The sequence below is a fragment of the Microbacterium galbinum genome, assembly GCF_023091225.1.
GTDB lineage: Bacteria > Actinomycetota > Actinomycetes > Actinomycetales > Microbacteriaceae > Microbacterium > Microbacterium galbinum.
Genome location: NZ_JAHWXM010000002.1, coordinates 415,194 through 430,795, shown reverse-complemented (window position 1 = coordinate 430,795; position 15,602 = coordinate 415,194). Strand labels below are relative to the sequence as shown.

The window sequence follows — 15,602 nt, the reverse complement described above, 5'->3', positions numbered from 1 at the left end:
TGATCGCATGTCCGATCGCTGGAGCCGCGTGTCCGCATCGCCCACCAACCCGGGAGCCGATCACGGCGTCGGGCAGATGACCGCCGAGGAGCTCTTCCGCCCGGCAGCGGCGGCGACCGCGGTGCCCCTCGACGAGAAGCTGCGCCAGGCCTACTACTGGATGGTCAATCGGGCCGTCATCTCCCCGTACTACGACATCGAGTTCTCGCACGGCGAGCCGCTCTCGATCGCGCTCGGCGACGCCGATGCCAAGGTCTCGCTGCCCACTCAGGCATCCTTCTCGTCGAACGTGCTGCTGCCACTGCTCACGTTCGCGGTCGGCGGCAAGTGCCTCCTGATCGGCGGGCCGGGGCGCGGCAAGACGACGGTCGCCGTGCTCATGGGCGTGCTCGCCGGCACCGGGGCCGACGACGTGCGCCGGGCCGTGCAGCAGGGGCAGCCGCAGCTCACGGTGAGCGACCTCGTGGGCATTCCGCTGCCGCGCGACCTCGTCGAGGCCGAGAAGCTCAGCGACATCCGCATCGCGTGGCGCGACTGGCTCGGCCTCCCGGTGAAGATCATCGACGAGTACAACCGCGTCCCCACCAAGACGCAGTCGGCGCTGCTGACGATGGTCGCCGAGGGGTACGTCGAGAGCCACGACCAGATGCGACGCACCGCACCGCACGGCGGCGTCGAGAGCTGGTTCTTCACCGCGAACGACGATGCGGGCGGGGGGACGTTCCCGGTGATCCAGGCGCTCCGCGATCGCATGGACGTCACGGTGCAGGCCGCCGGCTTCAACAGCCGCTTCCTCGACGAGCTCATCACGCGGGTCGAGGCGGGGGAGAAGCCCGAGGAGCACGTGCCGACGGAACTGCGCTTCGATGCGGCCGAACAGGAGCGGATGCGCGCCCTGATCCGCGCCGTGCCGATCCCCGACGGCGTGCGCCACCGCCTGCGGTTCTTCCTCAGCCACTTCGAGTTCGTGCAGCACGGCGGACGCCGTTTCGAGTACCGCACGAAAGACGTCGTGACGACCGCGGGCGGCAGCGTCGGCGAGGTCATCGAGGCGAACAGCGGCGCCGACCTCGAGGTCGACCTCGGCGCCCAGACGCGCAACGGCCTCTCGGTGCGCGCGCTGCAGACCCTCATCCTCTACGCGAAGGCGATGGCCTGGTTCCGAGGAGCGGATGCCGTCGAGCTCGCCGACATCGCCGCGATCCTGCCCTTCGTGCTGCGGGGAAAACTGCTGCCCAACGACACCCACCCGCGCTTCGACGTGGGTGCCGAGCGCGAACTCGCCACCGACACCGTGAGCTGGCTGAATGACCTGTTCGTGCAGTCGTGCCGCCAGTACGACATGCTCGGCCGCGATGCCGACGACCCGGTGGCCGCGCTCCTCGGCGAACTCGACCGAGGACTCGACGGTGTCTCGGCTCTCGACGTCTCGCGCCGGATCACCGCGATCGAGGCGCAGCTGCGCCGCATCGCCGGCGTCGGCAAGCTCTACGGCCGCGACTTCGACGACGTGATCGCGCTCAAGTACCTCCATCAGCGCTACACCGCGTTCGCCCGCTGGCAGGAGACCCGCGGGTGATCCGCCGCCCGCTGCAGCTCGCGAATGCGCGGGACTCCTTCCCGCCCGCCTCGCCGCCCGACCTGACGGCCGCGGGACTCGACATCGCCGCCGCGATCGAGGGCGTGCGCCGCGCGCACGGCGAGGTGGGGCTGTTCGTCCGAGCGCTCGCCGCGGGCCTCGCGGAGGATGCGGATGCGGCGGCCGATCGCGAGCGCGCTCTCGACCTCGTCGCGATCGCGGCGTGGCGGTCCGGCGCCCTGGCTCTGCGCGATGACGCCCTGACCCGGGTCGAACGCATCGAGCCGGCGGTCGAGCGGCGGGCGGCCGCCGCGACCCTCGGGATCGGCATCGAGCTCCTCGAAGCGTTCCTGCGCCGACAGCGCACCGACCGGTTCTGGTGGCCCGGGCGTGCGGACGAGCGCGGATACGTGCTCGCGACCGGAGGGTTCCGCGGCGTCGGCGGCGCGTGGATCCGTCCGCCGGACCGGGTCGTGCGCCTCGCGGATGCCGGAGCGTTCGCGATCCTCGTCGCGGGGGAGTGGTGGCGTCTCGACGCCGACGTGTGGGGCGCCCGGCTCACGGCGTCCGTCGAGCCCGAAGCTGCGGCCTCCGACCCCGCGGCATCCACCCCCGCAACCGACGGCGTGAGCGTCGTCATCGGGCCCGACACCCACCTCGCCTGGGTGCACGTGCGAGACGCCGCGTGAGGACGGGAAAGGTTCCCCGCGCAGCGGTCGACGAGACCGTGCGCGCGGCCTGGGAGCGCGCGCTCACGCTGTGGGGTGTACGACTGAACGACCCGATCGTGCTGCCCGGTGCGCACGCGAAAGCCGGGGCGCCCGCCTGGTTCACCTTCCCACCGTCCGTCTCGATCGACCCCGACTACCTCGCCGGCCGCGGCCTCGCCGACGAGCTCTGGAGCATGCTGGCGCACGAGGTCGGACACCACGTGCTCGCCCCGAGCACCCGGATCGACGGGCTGAAGGTGCGGCATCAGATGGCACGGGCGCTCGCCGCGGTCTCGTCGCGCGCGCCCGCGGCATCCGATATCGGCCTGCTCGCCAACCTCTGGAACGATCTGCTCGTCAACACCCGGCTCGCGCAGTTGCAGCGGGCCGAGGCGGATGCCGCGGGCGAGCCGGGGATCATCCGTCTCGGTCGTGTGCTGTACCCCGCACCCGCCGGCAGCGCCGATCGACTGTGGTGGGTGTACTGCCGCGCCTACGAGATCCTGTGGCGGCTGCCGGCCGGCACGCTCTGCGCGATCGACGCCCCGCCCGCCCCGCCGCCCGCCGTCGCGCACGAACAGCTGCCGCCGCTCGACACGATCGCCGAGAGGCACCGTGAGAAGGAGCGCATCCTGCGCGAGCGCAAGGCCGAGAGCGCGCGCATCGCCGCCGAGCTCGCCGGCGCGCGCACGACGAATCCCGTCGTCGATGCCGCGCTGGTCGCCGATGCGGTGCGCACGTTCGGCGCCGACCCGGTGTCGGGTGCGGTGCGGTTCGGGGTGATCGCGGCGCCCTACATCGCCGAACGGCAGGATGCCGCGCGCGAGGTGCCCACCGTCGGCGGGGTCGGCTGCGCGGCCGACGAGAAAGGGCCGAGCGCCGAGGAACTCGGCCGCATCCTCGCGGATCAGCGTCTGCGCGGCGACCTCCCGGCGCATCCGGGGGCGGCGGAGGCGGTGGAGCCTGACGACGACGAGTCGTCGCAGCCCGGACAGCGCCTCGACGTCGCCCGCACGCTGGGGCTCTACTCCGACCTCGATCAGGCCGAGGTGCTCGCGGCCTGGTACCGCACCGAGGCGGCGAGTCGGGTGCGCCCCTACACGCGGCGCGCGCCGGCGCAGCCCGCCGGAGGGCTCCCCGGGCCGCTCGAACTGTGGGAGACCGGAGACGCGATCGGCGACATCGACTGGGCCGCCACCCTGCGCGGCGGTCGGGTCATTCCCGGGGTGACCACGCGGCGCCGCTCGGAACTGGACGACGACCCGGTCGTGCGCGAGACGAGCATCGAGATCGACCTCTACATCGACTCGTCCGGGTCGATGCGCAACCCCCGCGCCGGGTCTCCGGCCGTGCTGGCCGGCACGATCCTCGCGCTGTCGGTGCTCCGCGGCGGCGGGCGCGTGCGCGTGACCAGTTTCTCCGCCGCCGGGCAGGTCGCGGGCATGGAGCGCGCCAGCCGCGACCCCGCCGAGATCGTCGGCGCCCTCTGCGTGTTCTTCGGCGGCGGCACTTCGTTCCCGCTCGATCTGTACGGCTCCCGCTACGCGGCTCTGCCGCGCGCGACCGAGGAGGTGCAGCGCCATGTCGTGGTGCTCTCCGACGACGGGCTCGTGTCGATGTTCGGCGTCGGGAACGAGCCCTTCGCGGGCGTCGCCCGGGCGGTGAGGGAGAAGCTCACCACGGGTACGCTCGTGCTCATGGACCGACTCCACCGCGTCTCCGACCTCGCCCGGCGCGACGGGTACGACGTGGTGTACCTGTCGAGCATGGACGATGCCCCCGCGGCCTGCGCCGCCCTCGCGGAGCGACTGCATGGCTGAGACGGAGCGGGCGGAGAACGAGCAGGCGTCGACGGAAGAGCTGCTCGCGGCCTGGAGCGAGCGGTCCGGCGGGGAGCAGGAGGCGTGGACGCGCGCCCGCCCGGGCCCCGCACTCGACGCGATCGCCGCCCGGCTCTCGGCGGTGCCGCAGATGTTCCTCGACGACCGCGTCTCCGTGCGCGCGCTCGGGGGTGACGTGCTCGGGATGGCGCCGGCCTGCGTGCGCTTCGCCGACGATGAGCGCGTGCGCCGGGGAGCGGCGATCGCGCTCTGGATCGTCGCGAGTGAGGAGCTCGTCGCCCCGTTCTCCTCCCCGGTGGGAGGGGGCGCCGCTGCCCTCGCGGTCGATGCGCTCGCACTGCGGCTCGCCCCCGTGTCCGACCCGCTGAGCTGGATCTCCGACGACGAGCGGCGCATCGAGGCGGCGCGCACGTTCCTGCTCTGGCGCGGATACCTGCCGGAGGGCGAAGACGCGCAGACCGCCTCGTCTCTGCTCGCCGCGGTCGACTCCCTCGCCCGTGACAAGGCGCTCGCGGATGCCTACGAGGGGCACCGGCATCGCGCCGAGATCGCCCGCAAGCTGCAGGAGGCGCGTCGCAAGGAGGCGGCGGCCCGGTACTCCAGTGAGTGACGCCGAGGGGGTCGGCGTTCCCGACGACCCCGACGCCATCGATCCGCTCGCACTCGCCGAGTACGCACCCGGGGCGGCAGCGGTGCTCACGGATGCCGAGCGCTGGCCGACCCTCGACGATGCGGGGGCCGCCCGCCTCACCCGGTGGCGACGGCATCCCGACGCCCCGCAGTGGACGCACGCGACCGGTGACCGGCTGAGCGCCGCGCAGGTCGAGCGGGTACGGCATCCGCTCCCGACGGACGGATGGCTCGCCGATCACCTGGCCGCGGTTCGCCGCACGCTGAGGCACCGCGCGATGCCCGCGGATGCCGCGCTCGTCGACTACCCGACCACCCGCCGCAGCGACCTCGTCGCCGACCTCGGTGCGCACGTGCCGCTCGACGCCGACCTCGGACGGATGCTGCACGGCACGAGCTCGGGGTCGACCGGTGCCGCCCTGCTGATCCCCGACGACGTCGAGGAGGTCGCACGCGGGTTCCACCTGCTGCGCGCGCTGGCCGCACAGCAGGGCGCGACCGTCAGCGACGACGGTGAGCGGATGGCGGTCGCGAACCTCGTCTTCCAACGCCAGGCGTTCACCTACGTCTCGGTGATCAGCAGCTTCGCCCACCGCGCGATGGCCCGGCTCAACCTGCACGTGTCGGCGTGGCCGGATGCCGACGCCCGACGCCGATTCCTCGCCGACGCCGACCCGCAGATCCTCAGCGGGCACCCGACCAGCCTCGCCGAGCTCGTCGATGCGGGACTCGACGGGGTGCTGCATCCCTCGGTGATCTTCTCGGGGGCGATGGCGCTCTCGGCCCCGCTGCGCGCGCGGCTCGAGCACGCGTTCGGGTGCCCCGTGATCGACGTCTACGGGCTGCACGAGACCCGGCCGATCGCCGCGCGCGCCGACGACGGCCCGTTCCGGGTGCTCGATCGTCGGGTCCTCGTCGAGGTGCTCGATCCGCGGCGCGACATCGCGGTGCCCGACGGAGAGGTCGGCGAGATCACGGTGACCGCGGGGGAGAACCCGTTGCTGCCGCTCGTGCGCTACCGCACCGGCGACTACGGGCGGCTCGTGCGGTCGGCCGACGGCGCGGTGGGGATCGCCGACCTCGAGGGGCGCGAGAACACCCGTTTCCGTGCGGGCGACGGGTCGCTCGTCGCCAGCGTCGACCTCACCCAGCACCTGCAGGCGCACGGCGCCGAGGGGTGGTCGGTCGTGCAGGGCGACGACGGGGTCGTGCACGCGACGATCGCCGGAGGAGACGCCGCGGCGATCGAGGCGGCGCTCGCCGCGCTGCTGGCGGTGCCGGTCGAGGTCACCGCCGTGGCGCGGGTGATCGACCTCGGCGAGGGCAAGCCGCGACGCTACCGCAGTACACTCGCGGGATGAGCGGACTCATCCCCTACCTCCTCTTCCCCGGCAACGCCGCGGAGGCCTTCGCTCACTACCAGGGCATCTTCGGTGGCGAGCTGCAGCTCTTCGACTACGCCGAGCTCGGTCGCCACGACGGTCCCGCCGACGCGATCGGGCACGGCATGCTGCGCGGGGTCGTCGAGCTCGCCGGGGCGGATGCCGGGGCCGACGACGACGCGGTGCAGATGGGCGGGATGTTCTTCTCGCTGCTGGGAACGGCGGATGCCGACACCCTCACGCGCTGGTTCGACGCGCTCGCTACAGAAGGTCGGGTCATCTCGCCCTTGACCACCCGCCCGTGGGGCGACGTCGACGGGTCGCTCGTGGATCGCTACGGCATCCGCTGGTTGATCGGGTACCACCCGGAGGAGTGAGGCTCCTCCGGGTGACACCCGGATGCCTCAGGAGGCGAACAGGCGCTGCAGGCGCTGGATGCCTTCGAGCAGCGCGTCGTCGCCGAGCGCGTACGACAGGCGCAGGTAGCCGCTCGGGCCGAAGGCCTCGCCCGGGACGACCGCGACCTCGGCCTGCTCGAGGATGAGGTCGGCGAGCTCGAGCGACGTGGTCGGCGTGACGCCGCCCCAGGTGCGGCCGAGGAGCCCCTGCACATCGGGGTACACGTAGAAGGCGCCGAGGGGGTTCGGCACGACGACGCCCTCGATCTTCGAGAGCTCCGAGACGATGAGCCGGCGACGGCGGTCGAAGGCTTCGCGCATCTGCTCGGCCTCGGTCTGCGGTCCGTTGAGTGCGGCGATCGCGGCCTTCTGGGCGACGTTGTTGACGTTGCTCGTCAGGTGCGACTGCAGGTTGCCGGCGATCTTGATCGCGTCGGCCGGGCCGACCATCCAGCCCACGCGCCAGCCCGTCATGGCGTAGGTCTTCGCGACGCCGTTGACGAGGATCGTCTGGCCGGCGACCTCGGGGACCGCCTCGACGATCGAGACCGCCGCGGTTCCCTCGTACGTGAGGTTCTGGTAGATCTCGTCGCTGATCACCCAGATGCCGTGCTCGAGGGCCCACTCGCCGATCGCCTTCGTCTCCTCGGCGGTGTACACCGACCCGGTGGGGTTCGACGGCGACACGAAGACGAGCGCGGTCGTGCGCGGGGTGCGGGCGGCCTCGAGCTGCGCGACCGTGACCTTGTAGTCCTGGTCGGCACCCGCGAACACCTCGACGGGCGTGCCGTCGGCGAGACGGATCGCCTCGGGGTACGTGGTCCAGTAGGGCGCCGGCAGCAGCACCTCGTCGCCGGGGTTCACCACGGTCTGGAACGCCTGGTAGACCGACTGCTTGCCGCCGTTGGTCACGAGCACCTGGCTCGGCGAGACCTCGAGACCCGAGTCGCGCAGCGTCTTCGCGGCGATCGCCTCGCGCAGCGCCGGGAGGCCGGCGGCGGGCGTGTAGCGGTAGCTCGCGGGGTCGGCCAGGGCCTCGGCCGCGGCATCCACGATGAACTGCGGCGTCGCGAAGTCGGGCTCGCCGGCGGCATACGAGATGACGGGCTTGCCCTCCGCCTTCAGTGCCTTGGCCTTCGCGTCGACCTTGAGGGTCGCGGACTCGGCGATCGCGGACAGTTTGCGGGAGAGAGGAGCGCGTTCGGTCACGATTACGAGCGTACTCGGGGGCGCGGGCGTTGTGCGGGCCGCGACCGGCGTAAGTTCCGCGATTCTTGCCCGCCCGAGCGAACGGTCAGTCCCACCAGGCGGTGAGTCCGTAGAGCAAGAGGTACGGGATGCCGAAGAATCCGAAGAGGGTGACGAGGAATATCGCGATGAGAGCGACGCCACCCGCCACGCTCGTCAGAAGGCCGAACGTCATCTTCGCCAACAGAGGCGTCGACTCCGTCGAGTTCTCATCGAGGGCGTGCGGATCGTCGGGCCGCTCGGCGGGAGGGGCGGCCATGACTACGCTCTCCAACCGGCGAGCAGAATCAGCGGCCAGGTGAGGAAGAGCGCGAAAGCAGCACCAGCTCCGAGGTGCGCCAGCAGTCGCAGCATCATCCGGGTGCCAAGGGGGAGCTGCCGCTTCGTCTCGGCGGGATTGGCTGTGCCCATGCGCTGGATACTATTCCGCCACGGGGCGGGTGCGCGACCCCTCAGAGGCCGTGCGCGCGGGCGACCGCGTCGAGGGTGATGCGCCCGCCCTGCACGTTCAGGCCCTTCGCGAGCGATGCGTCGTCGGCGGATGCCTGCGCCCAGCCCTTCCCGGCGATCGCCGAGACGTAGGGGAGGGTCGCGTTCGTGAGCGCGCGGGTCGCGGTCTCGGGAACGGCGCCGGGCATGTTGGCGACGCAGTAGTAGATCGAGTCGTGCACCGCGAAGGTGGGGTCGTCGTGGGTCGTGGGTCGCGAACCCTCGAAGCATCCGCCCTGGTCGATCGCGATGTCGACGAGCACCGAGCCGGCCTTCATGCCGGCCACCATGTCGTCGGTGACGAGCTTGGGAGCGGCCGCGCCCGGGATGAGCACCGAACCGATCACGAGGTCGGCGGTCGCGAGCTCCTCGGCGATGTCGTAGCGGCTCGACGCGCGGGTCTGGAGCGCGCCGCCGTAACGGTGCTCGAGGTCGCGCAGGCGCGGCAGCGAGATGTCGAAGACCGTGGCCTGCGAGCCCAGGCCCAGGGCGTTCGCTGCGGCGTGCTCGCCCGCGACGCCGCCGCCGATCACGACCGTCTTGGCGCGCGGGGTGCCCGCGATGCCGCCGAGCAGAAGTCCGCGGCCACCGTTCGAGCGCAGCAGGGAGTAAGAGCCCATCGTCACCGACAGGCGGCCGGCGATCTCACTCATCGGCACCAGCAGCGGCAGGCTGCGGTCGGGCAGCTGCACGGTCTCGTAGGCGACGGCGGTGGTGCCGGCGGCGACGAGCGCCTCGGTCAGCGGGCGGTCGGCCGCGAGGTGCAGGTACGTGAAGAGGGTGAGGTCGGGGTGCAGGAAGCCGTACTCCTGCGCGATCGGCTCCTTGACCTTGAGGAGGAGGTCGGCCGCGCCCCAGGCCTCGGCGGCGGTGTCGACGATCTCGGCGCCGACGGCGCGGTAGGCGTCGTCATCGATGCGCGACCCGAGTCCGGCGCCGGACTGCACGAGCACTCGGTGTCCCTCGTGGACGAGACGGTCCGCGCCCGCGGGGGTGAGCGCGACGCGGTTCTCGTTGTTCTTGACCTCGGTCGGCACGCCGATCTTCATCGATACTCCACTGCTCAGGGGCGGTTGTTGCAGAACAGGATCGCAGAAACATCGGCAGGGCAACAGATTTCACGAAGATCATTCGCGAATCGTCCGAATCCTGAATAATGATTCGCATGGAGACCTCTACGACCCCGGATCGACCGAACACTCTTCGGGCTCCCGCGCTCGACCCGGTCGACCAGCGCATCGTCGCGCTGCTCGCGGAGGACGGCCGCATGACCAACGCCGAGCTCGCCGGCACGCTCGGCGTCGCCCCGTCGACGGCGCACGCGCGGTTGCGCTCGCTGATCGAGCGCGGCGTGATCACGGGGTTCCACGCGAGCGTGGACGAGCGGATGCTGGGCGCCGGCCTCCAGGCCATCATCGGCGTGAGCCTGCGCCCGAGCGCCCGCCGCGAGAGCATCGTCGAGTTCGCCGACCGTGTGCGCGCGTTGCCGCAGGTGATCCAGGTGTTCTTCCTGGGCGGTGACGACGACTTCCTGCTGCACATCGCGGTGGCGGACTCCTCGGAGATGCGCGAGTTCGTACTCGAGCACCTCTCGGCCCAGAGCAGCGTGGCCTCGACGCGTACGAGCATCGTGTTCGACTACCACCGCAACTCGGTCGCCGCGTCGTTCACGTGACCCGGGGCATCACACCGGTCGGATGATGGCGATGCCGATCGCGACGAGGAGGGCTGCTTCCACGATGCCGATCACCGCGACGATGCGGCCGCGGTCACCGGCGCGGATCGTCAGGAGCAGGGCGACCAGGCCGAGCGCACCCCAGATCACGGATGTCGCCAGGATGAGAACCAGGAAGAGGAACGTCGTGATCCCGAGGAAGGGGAAGAGCGCCAGCGAGAGCAGGGCTGCCCCCACGGGGACGACCGCAGAGATCCAACCGAGGATCTCCGCCGTCCGACTCCTCGCCCGCTGTGCCCGCGAATATCTCGGCGGGAACGAGCGAAGGGGATTCTCCCGAAGGTAGGCGGCGAGCGACATCGAGGGGCGTGGATCCGAGGCGTCGTTCGTCATCGGCCCACCGTGCCACAGCGCGTATGCGCGGAGCGGCATGGGTTGTGAGACGGGGAGCCTGCGCGCGTCGAGAAGTTCAGGCGCCGAAGGCGCTGGGCAGGGCGCAGTAGTCCGCGAAGCGGCGGGTCGGGGCGTCCGGGTCGGTGACGTCGACGATGACGGATGCCGCGGTGTGCGGCTGTTCGTCGCCCGCGAGCTGCCAGATCGCGAAGTTCCAGAGGCCGCGGGCGCTCGCGCTCACGAGCGAGGCCGGGCCTGAGACGACGAGCACGCGGTCGCTGCGCTCGGTGCGGAACGGCGCGATAACCTCGGTGCGCAGCGCGTCCTCGTCACCGGCAGGGGAGTGCGCCCGCTCGACGCGCTGTCCTGCGGCGGTCAGCGCCGCGGCGAGATCGTCGGCCGCGCGGCGCGAGCGCTCGGCATCCGCCCCCGCCACCGCGAGCAGGCGCCCGCCGTTCGGGTACAGGTGCAGGAACTCGCTCGCGATGTCGCCCCAGAACTCGGTCATGTCTTCAGGCTACGCCCGAGAGCGGATGCCGCGGCCGGTTCAGCTGCGGCATCCGCTCTTCCTCACGGTCAGGACGTCAGTCGAGATACCGGGCGTAGGCGCCCAGCGTCAGGAAGGTGGGGAACTCCTCGCGCAGCGCGACCTCGCGGAAGATCTCCGCGGCGTCGTCGAACCGGTCGTCGGCACTGCGGGTCGCCTCGCGGAGCACGGCGGAGATGAGCTCCTCGACGTACTCGGCGGTGATCGCCGTGCCGTCCTCCGTGGTGCGGTCCTGGTGGATCCACTGCCACACCTGCGAGCGGCTGATCTCGGCGGTCGCGGCATCCTCCATGAGGTTGTCGATCGCCACCGCGCCCAGTCCCCGCAACCAGGCCTCGAGGTAGCGGATCGCGACCGACACGTTGTCGCGCACGCCCTTCGCCGTGATCGGTCGGCCGATGTGCAGGTCGATCAGATCGGATGCCTGCACATGCACGTCGTCGCGCTGCCGGTCGACCTGGTTGGGCCGATCGCCGAGCACCGCGTCGAACTCGGCCTGCGCGGTCGGGATGAGATCCGGGTGCGCCACCCAGGTGCCGTCGAAGCCGTCGCCGGCCTCGCGCTTCTTGTCGGCCGCGACCTTCTCGATCGCGCGCGCCGTGGCCTCGGGGTCGCGGCGGTTGGGGATCGAGGCGCTCATGCCGCCGATCGCGAAGGCTCCGCGCTTGTGGCACGTCTGCACGAGCAGCTCGGTGTACGCCCGCATGAACGGCACCGTCATCGTCACCTCGCTGCGGTCGGGCAGCACGAAGCGGGCGCCGCGACCCCGGTAGTTCTTGATGATCGAGAAGATGTAGTCCCAGCGTCCGGCGTTGAGGCCCGCGCAGTGGTCGCGCAGCTCGTAGAGGATCTCGTCCATCTCGAACGCCGCCGGCAGGGTCTCGATCAGCACCGTGGCGCGGATCGTGCCGTGGGGGAGACCGATGTACTCCTCGCTGAACGAGAACACGTCGTCCCACAGCTTCGCCTCGTCGCTCGACTCGAGCTTCGCGATGTAGAAGTACGGGCCGCGCCCCGCCTCGATCAGCGTCTGCGCGTTGTGCAGGAAGTAGAGGCCGAAGTCGACCAGCGATCCGGATGCCGCGGTGCGGCGCCCCGCGCGGTCGATGAAGGCGATGTGCTTCTCGGGCAGGTGCCAGCCGCGCGGACGCATCACGATGGTCGGCGTGCGCTCGGCGGTGACGCGGTACTCCTTGCCCTCGGGGGACGTGAACGACAGCTCGCCGCGGATCGCATCGCGCAGCGACAGCTGGCCCTCGACGACGTTCTTCCAGGTGGGGCTCGTGGCGTCCTCCTGGTCGGCGAGCCAGACGCGCGCGCCCGAGTTGAGGGCGTTGATCGTCATCTTCGGATCCGTCGGTCCGGTGATCTCGACGCGACGGTCCTCGAGGCCGGGCCCGGCACCGGCGACGCGCCACGAGGCGTCGTCGCGGATGTGCGCCGTGTCGGCCCGGAAGTGCGGGTCGTGCCCGTTGCCGATCTCGAAGCGGCGGCGCATGCGGTCGGCCAGGCGGTCGTGGCGACGCGATGCGAACCGGTGGTGCAGTTCGGTGAGGAACGCGATCGCCGCGGGCGTGAGGATCTCGTCGTAGCGGTCGTGCAGCGTACCGGTGATCTCGATCGCCGGACCCTGCAGGGTCGGGGTGGGGGGTGTGATGGTCATGATGGGTCCTTGTCTCGTGGGGGTGCTTCGACAGGCTCAGCAACCCGGTGAAGAGGGAGGGTCAGTGGAACTGCGCGGTCTCGGTGGAGCCGGCGAGGGCGAGAGTGGCGCTGTCGGGGTTGAGCGCCGTGGAGATCACGTCGAAGTAGCCGGTGCCCGCCTCGCGCTGGTGCTTGGTGGCGGTGTAGCCGTCGGCCTCGGCGGCGAACTCGGCCTCCTGCAGCTCGACGTACGCGCTCATGGCGCGATCGGCGTAGCCGCGGGCGAGGTCGAACATGGAGTAGTTCAGGGCGTGGAAGCCGGCCAGCGTGATGAACTGGAACTTGTAGCCGAGGTCGGCCAGCTCCTGCTGGAACGTCGCGATCTCGGCATCCGACAGGTGGCGCTTCCAGTTGAAGCTGGGTGAGCAGTTGTAGGCGAGCAGCTTGCCCGGGAACTCGGCGTGGACCGCCGCGGCGAACGCGCGCGCCAGCTCGATGTCGGGCTCGCCCGTCTCGACCCAGAGCAGGTCGGCGTAGGGGGCGAAGGCCAGGCCGCGGCTGATGACCGCGTCGATGCCCGGCGTCACGCGGTAGAAGCCCTCGGGCGTGCGCTCGCCGGTGGTGAACGCCTGGTCGCGCTCGTCGACGTCGCTGGTGAGCAGGTCGGCGGCGAGGGCATCCGTCCGGGCGATGATGACGGTCGGGACGCCCGCGACGTCGGCCGCGAGCCGCGCCGCGTTCAGCGTGCGGATGTGCTGCTGGGTGGGCACGAGCACCTTGCCGCCGAGGTGGCCGCACTTCTTCTCGCTGGCGAGCTGGTCCTCCCAGTGGATCGCGGCGGCGCCGGCCTGGATCAGCGACTGAGCGAGTTCGTAGGCGTTGAGCGGTCCGCCGAATCCGGCCTCGGCGTCGGCGACGATCGGGGCGAGCCAGTCCTGCGTGATCTCTCCTTCGCCCGCCGCGGCCTCGGCGTGCTCGAGCTGGTCCTGACGCAGCAGCGCGTTGTTGATGCGGCGCACGACGGCCGGCACCGAGTTCGCCGGGTACAGCGACTGGTCGGGGTAGGTCTGGCCCGCGAGGTTGCCGTCGGCGGCGACCTGCCAGCCCGAGAGGTAGATCGCCTTGAGCCCGGCGCGCACCTGCTGCACGGCCTGGCCGCCGGTGTAGGCCCCGAGTGCGCGGATGTAGTCCTCGGTGTGGAGCAGGTTCCAGAGGTTCTCGGCGCCGCGGTGGGCGAGCGTCGACTCCTCGCGGATGGACCCTCGGATGCGGATGACGTCGGCGGCGGTGTAGGTGCGCTCGACGCCGTCCCAGCGGGGATCGGTGTCCCAGATCTCCTGGAGCTCGGCGGCGGTCTGGACCTGGTCGCCGGCTCGCAGACCTGCGGGGCGGGGTGCGTGCGTCGTCATGGTGTCTCCTTCGGTCGATCCGGCGGCGGTGCCGGGTGGCGTGTGATCCACTGTGGGTGAAGAACGGATGCTTCGATGAAGGGTTTCCCTGTGAAGATCGGTCGAAATTCTGTTTCTGTGACAGAATCGCCGTCATGGACCCTTCGACCGGCTCAGGGACCCCGGCGGGAACCGCAGAAGAGACCGACGCCCTCACGATCGGGCGGCGTATCCGCCGTCTGCGCACCGCGCGGGGGATGACCCTCGACGACCTCGCCTCCGCGGTCGATCGTGCGCCGAGTCAGCTGTCGATGATCGAGACGGGTAAGCGCGAGGCGAAGCTGTCGCAGCTCCAGGCGATCGCGCGCGCCCTCGGGGTGACGCTCGACGCTCTGCTCGAGGGCGAGCCGCTCGACGAGCGCAGTGCGATCGAGATCGCGCTCGAACGCGCGATGAAGGGGCAGACGTTCCAGGCGCTCGGCATCGAGCCCTTCCGTATCGCGAAGTCGATGCCGACCGAGGCGCTCACCGCCCTGCTCGCGCTGCACGGCGAGATCGACCGACTCCGCGACGAGCGGGCGGCGACGCCGGAGGAGGCCCGGCGGGCGAACGTCGAACTGCGTCACCTCATGCGCCGGCAGGACAACCACTTCGCCGACCTCGAGCAGAAGGCCGCCGAGATCCTCGACGCGGTCGGCCACCCGGGCGGCCCTCTCACTCAGCGCACGGCATCCGAGATCGCCGCCTATCTCGGCTTCACCCTGCACTACGCGCCGGACCTGCCGCAGACCACCCGCAGCGTCGCCGATCTCGCGCACGGGCGCCTGTACCTGTCGAGCAGTGTGCCGGCCAAGGGCGATGCCCGCACCGCGGTGCTCCAGGCGCTGTCGAGCCGCATCCTCGGGCACTCCGAGCCTCGCAGCTACGCCGAGTTCCTGCGCCAGCGGGTCGAGACCAACTACCTCACCGGTGCGCTGCTGATCCCCGAGGCGCACGTCGTCCCGGCGCTCCGCGACGCGAAGGCGCGACGGGCGATCTCGATCGAAGATCTGCGCGACACCTACTCCGTCTCGTACGAGACGGCCGCGCACCGCTTCACGAACCTCGCGACGCGGCACCTCGGCATCCCCGTGCACTTCCTCAAGGTGCACGAGTCGGGCACGATCACGAAGGCGTACGAGAACGACGACGTGAACTTCCCCGCCGACCGCCTCGGGGCGATCGAAGGGCAGATGTGCTGCCGCAGGTGGACCAGCCGGGTGGTGTTCGACGAGGACGACCGCTTCAATCCCTACTACCAGTACACCGACACCGGCAACGGCACCTACTGGTGCACGGCCAGGGTCGAGGCGTCGAGCGAGGGGCTGCACTCCGTGAGCGTGGGCGTGCGCTTCGACGACACCAAGTGGTTCGTCGGACGCGACACTCCCCACCGCGGAGTCTCGAAGCATTCGGTCGAGGTGTGCTGCCGCCGAGCCCCGGCCGACCTCGAGGAGCGCTGGCGCGACAACTCCTGGCCGAACGTGAAGACCCCGCGCACGCTGCTCGCAACGCTTCCGACCGGATCGTTCCCGGGCGTCGACACGACCGATGTGTACGAATTCCTCGAGGCGCACGCGCCGGAGTGAGGGTGCTCGTTAGGCTCATCGGACTCGGCGCGATGACGACGCCGGGGGCG

The 15,602-nt window shown here is 71.1% G+C and carries 16 protein-coding genes; 8 read left to right on the top strand and 8 right to left on the bottom strand.

What is annotated here, in order from left to right:
- Nucleotides 1-7 precede the first annotated feature (7 nt).
- Genes KZC52_RS16135 through KZC52_RS16110 form a run of 6 tightly spaced genes read left to right on the top strand, consistent with a single transcriptional unit; the run spans nt 8 to nt 6,519 of the window.
- Nucleotides 8-1,579: an AAA family ATPase gene (locus KZC52_RS16135; protein WP_247625156.1), complete on the top strand. Its 1,572-nt coding sequence runs from the start codon at nt 8-10 to the stop codon at nt 1,577-1,579.
- The gene (locus KZC52_RS16130) at nt 1,576-2,268 is read left to right on the top strand and encodes a potassium transporter Kef (protein WP_247625155.1); all 693 of its coding nucleotides are present in this window, start codon (nt 1,576-1,578) and stop codon (nt 2,266-2,268) included. The genes KZC52_RS16135 and KZC52_RS16130 overlap by 4 nt, the downstream gene beginning before the upstream one ends.
- Nucleotides 2,265-4,109, top strand: a complete 1,845-nt coding sequence (locus tag KZC52_RS16125; RefSeq protein WP_247625154.1) for a VWA domain-containing protein — start codon at nt 2,265-2,267, stop codon at nt 4,107-4,109. Before KZC52_RS16130 ends, KZC52_RS16125 begins: the two co-directional genes overlap by 4 nt.
- Complete coding sequence (locus tag KZC52_RS16120; RefSeq protein ID WP_247625153.1) at nt 4,102-4,740, top strand: phosphohydrolase; 639 nt, start codon at nt 4,102-4,104, stop codon at nt 4,738-4,740. The genes KZC52_RS16125 and KZC52_RS16120 overlap by 8 nt, the downstream gene beginning before the upstream one ends.
- Complete coding sequence (locus KZC52_RS16115; RefSeq protein WP_247625152.1) at nt 4,733-6,121, top strand: AMP-binding protein; 1,389 nt, start codon at nt 4,733-4,735, stop codon at nt 6,119-6,121. Before KZC52_RS16120 ends, KZC52_RS16115 begins: the two co-directional genes overlap by 8 nt.
- On the top strand, nt 6,118-6,519 hold the full coding sequence (locus KZC52_RS16110) for a VOC family protein (RefSeq protein WP_247625151.1): 402 nt from the start codon (nt 6,118-6,120) through the stop codon (nt 6,517-6,519). The genes KZC52_RS16115 and KZC52_RS16110 overlap by 4 nt, the downstream gene beginning before the upstream one ends.
- A gap of 27 nt (nt 6,520-6,546) precedes the next feature.
- On the opposite strand, the gene KZC52_RS16105 is transcribed toward KZC52_RS16110, so the two are convergent.
- From KZC52_RS16105 to ald, 4 genes are all read right to left on the bottom strand, one after another.
- Entirely contained in the window at nt 6,547-7,749 is a 1,203-nt protein-coding gene (locus tag KZC52_RS16105; RefSeq protein WP_247625150.1) for a pyridoxal phosphate-dependent aminotransferase, read from the bottom strand.
- An 85-nt stretch (nt 7,750-7,834) separates the two neighbouring features.
- Complete coding sequence (locus KZC52_RS16100; RefSeq protein ID WP_247625149.1) at nt 7,835-8,047, bottom strand: hypothetical protein; 213 nt, start codon at nt 8,045-8,047, stop codon at nt 7,835-7,837.
- Nucleotides 8,048-8,049: 2 nt separating this feature from the next.
- Nucleotides 8,050-8,199: a hypothetical protein gene (locus KZC52_RS16095; protein ID WP_247625148.1), complete on the bottom strand. Its 150-nt coding sequence runs from the start codon at nt 8,197-8,199 to the stop codon at nt 8,050-8,052.
- Nucleotides 8,200-8,240: 41 nt separating this feature from the next.
- Entirely contained in the window at nt 8,241-9,326 is a 1,086-nt protein-coding gene (ald, locus tag KZC52_RS16090; RefSeq protein ID WP_247625147.1) for an alanine dehydrogenase, read from the bottom strand.
- Nucleotides 9,327-9,433: 107 nt separating this feature from the next.
- Here ald and KZC52_RS16085 point away from each other — a divergent pair, with 107 nt between their 5' ends.
- Complete coding sequence (locus KZC52_RS16085; protein WP_247625146.1) at nt 9,434-9,952, top strand: Lrp/AsnC family transcriptional regulator; 519 nt, start codon at nt 9,434-9,436, stop codon at nt 9,950-9,952.
- Between the two features lie 9 nt (nt 9,953-9,961).
- Here KZC52_RS16085 and KZC52_RS16080 read toward each other — a convergent pair whose 3' ends face one another.
- From KZC52_RS16080 to aceA, 4 genes are all read right to left on the bottom strand, one after another.
- On the bottom strand, nt 9,962-10,189 hold the full coding sequence (locus KZC52_RS16080; protein WP_247625145.1) for a hypothetical protein: 228 nt from the start codon (nt 10,187-10,189) through the stop codon (nt 9,962-9,964).
- Between the two features lie 232 nt (nt 10,190-10,421).
- Nucleotides 10,422-10,853: a hypothetical protein gene (locus KZC52_RS16075; RefSeq protein WP_247625144.1), complete on the bottom strand. Its 432-nt coding sequence runs from the start codon at nt 10,851-10,853 to the stop codon at nt 10,422-10,424.
- A 76-nt stretch (nt 10,854-10,929) separates the two neighbouring features.
- On the bottom strand, nt 10,930-12,555 hold the full coding sequence (gene aceB / locus KZC52_RS16070; RefSeq protein ID WP_247625143.1) for a malate synthase A: 1,626 nt from the start codon (nt 12,553-12,555) through the stop codon (nt 10,930-10,932).
- A gap of 61 nt (nt 12,556-12,616) precedes the next feature.
- The gene (gene aceA / locus KZC52_RS16065) at nt 12,617-13,945 is read right to left on the bottom strand and encodes an isocitrate lyase (RefSeq protein WP_247625142.1); all 1,329 of its coding nucleotides are present in this window, start codon (nt 13,943-13,945) and stop codon (nt 12,617-12,619) included.
- Between the two features lie 134 nt (nt 13,946-14,079).
- Here aceA and KZC52_RS16060 point away from each other — a divergent pair, with 134 nt between their 5' ends.
- The gene (locus KZC52_RS16060; RefSeq protein WP_247625141.1) at nt 14,080-15,552 is read left to right on the top strand and encodes an XRE family transcriptional regulator; all 1,473 of its coding nucleotides are present in this window, start codon (nt 14,080-14,082) and stop codon (nt 15,550-15,552) included.
- The last annotated feature ends 50 nt before the right edge of the window (nt 15,553-15,602 follow it).

Bases quoted from the DNA above. Each gene is read 5' to 3' on its own strand.
- KZC52_RS16135 (WP_247625156.1), top strand. From the start codon at position 8: ATGTCCGATCGCTGGAGCCGCGTGTCCGCATCGCCCACCAACCCGGGA.
- KZC52_RS16120 (WP_247625153.1), top strand. From the start codon at position 4,102: ATGGCTGAGACGGAGCGGGCGGAGAACGAGCAGGCGTCGACGGAAGAG.
- KZC52_RS16110 (WP_247625151.1), top strand. From the start codon at position 6,118: ATGAGCGGACTCATCCCCTACCTCCTCTTCCCCGGCAACGCCGCGGAG.
- KZC52_RS16100 (WP_247625149.1), bottom strand. From the start codon at position 8,047: ATGGCCGCCCCTCCCGCCGAGCGGCCCGACGATCCGCACGCCCTCGAT.
- KZC52_RS16095 (WP_247625148.1), bottom strand. From the start codon at position 8,199: ATGGGCACAGCCAATCCCGCCGAGACGAAGCGGCAGCTCCCCCTTGGC.
- ald (WP_247625147.1), bottom strand. From the start codon at position 9,326: ATGAAGATCGGCGTGCCGACCGAGGTCAAGAACAACGAGAACCGCGTC.
- KZC52_RS16085 (WP_247625146.1), top strand. From the start codon at position 9,434: ATGATTCGCATGGAGACCTCTACGACCCCGGATCGACCGAACACTCTT.
- KZC52_RS16075 (WP_247625144.1), bottom strand. From the start codon at position 10,853: ATGACCGAGTTCTGGGGCGACATCGCGAGCGAGTTCCTGCACCTGTAC.
- aceB (WP_247625143.1), bottom strand. From the start codon at position 12,555: ATGACCATCACACCCCCCACCCCGACCCTGCAGGGTCCGGCGATCGAG.
- aceA (WP_247625142.1), bottom strand. From the start codon at position 13,945: ATGACGACGCACGCACCCCGCCCCGCAGGTCTGCGAGCCGGCGACCAG.
- KZC52_RS16060 (WP_247625141.1), top strand. From the start codon at position 14,080: ATGGACCCTTCGACCGGCTCAGGGACCCCGGCGGGAACCGCAGAAGAG.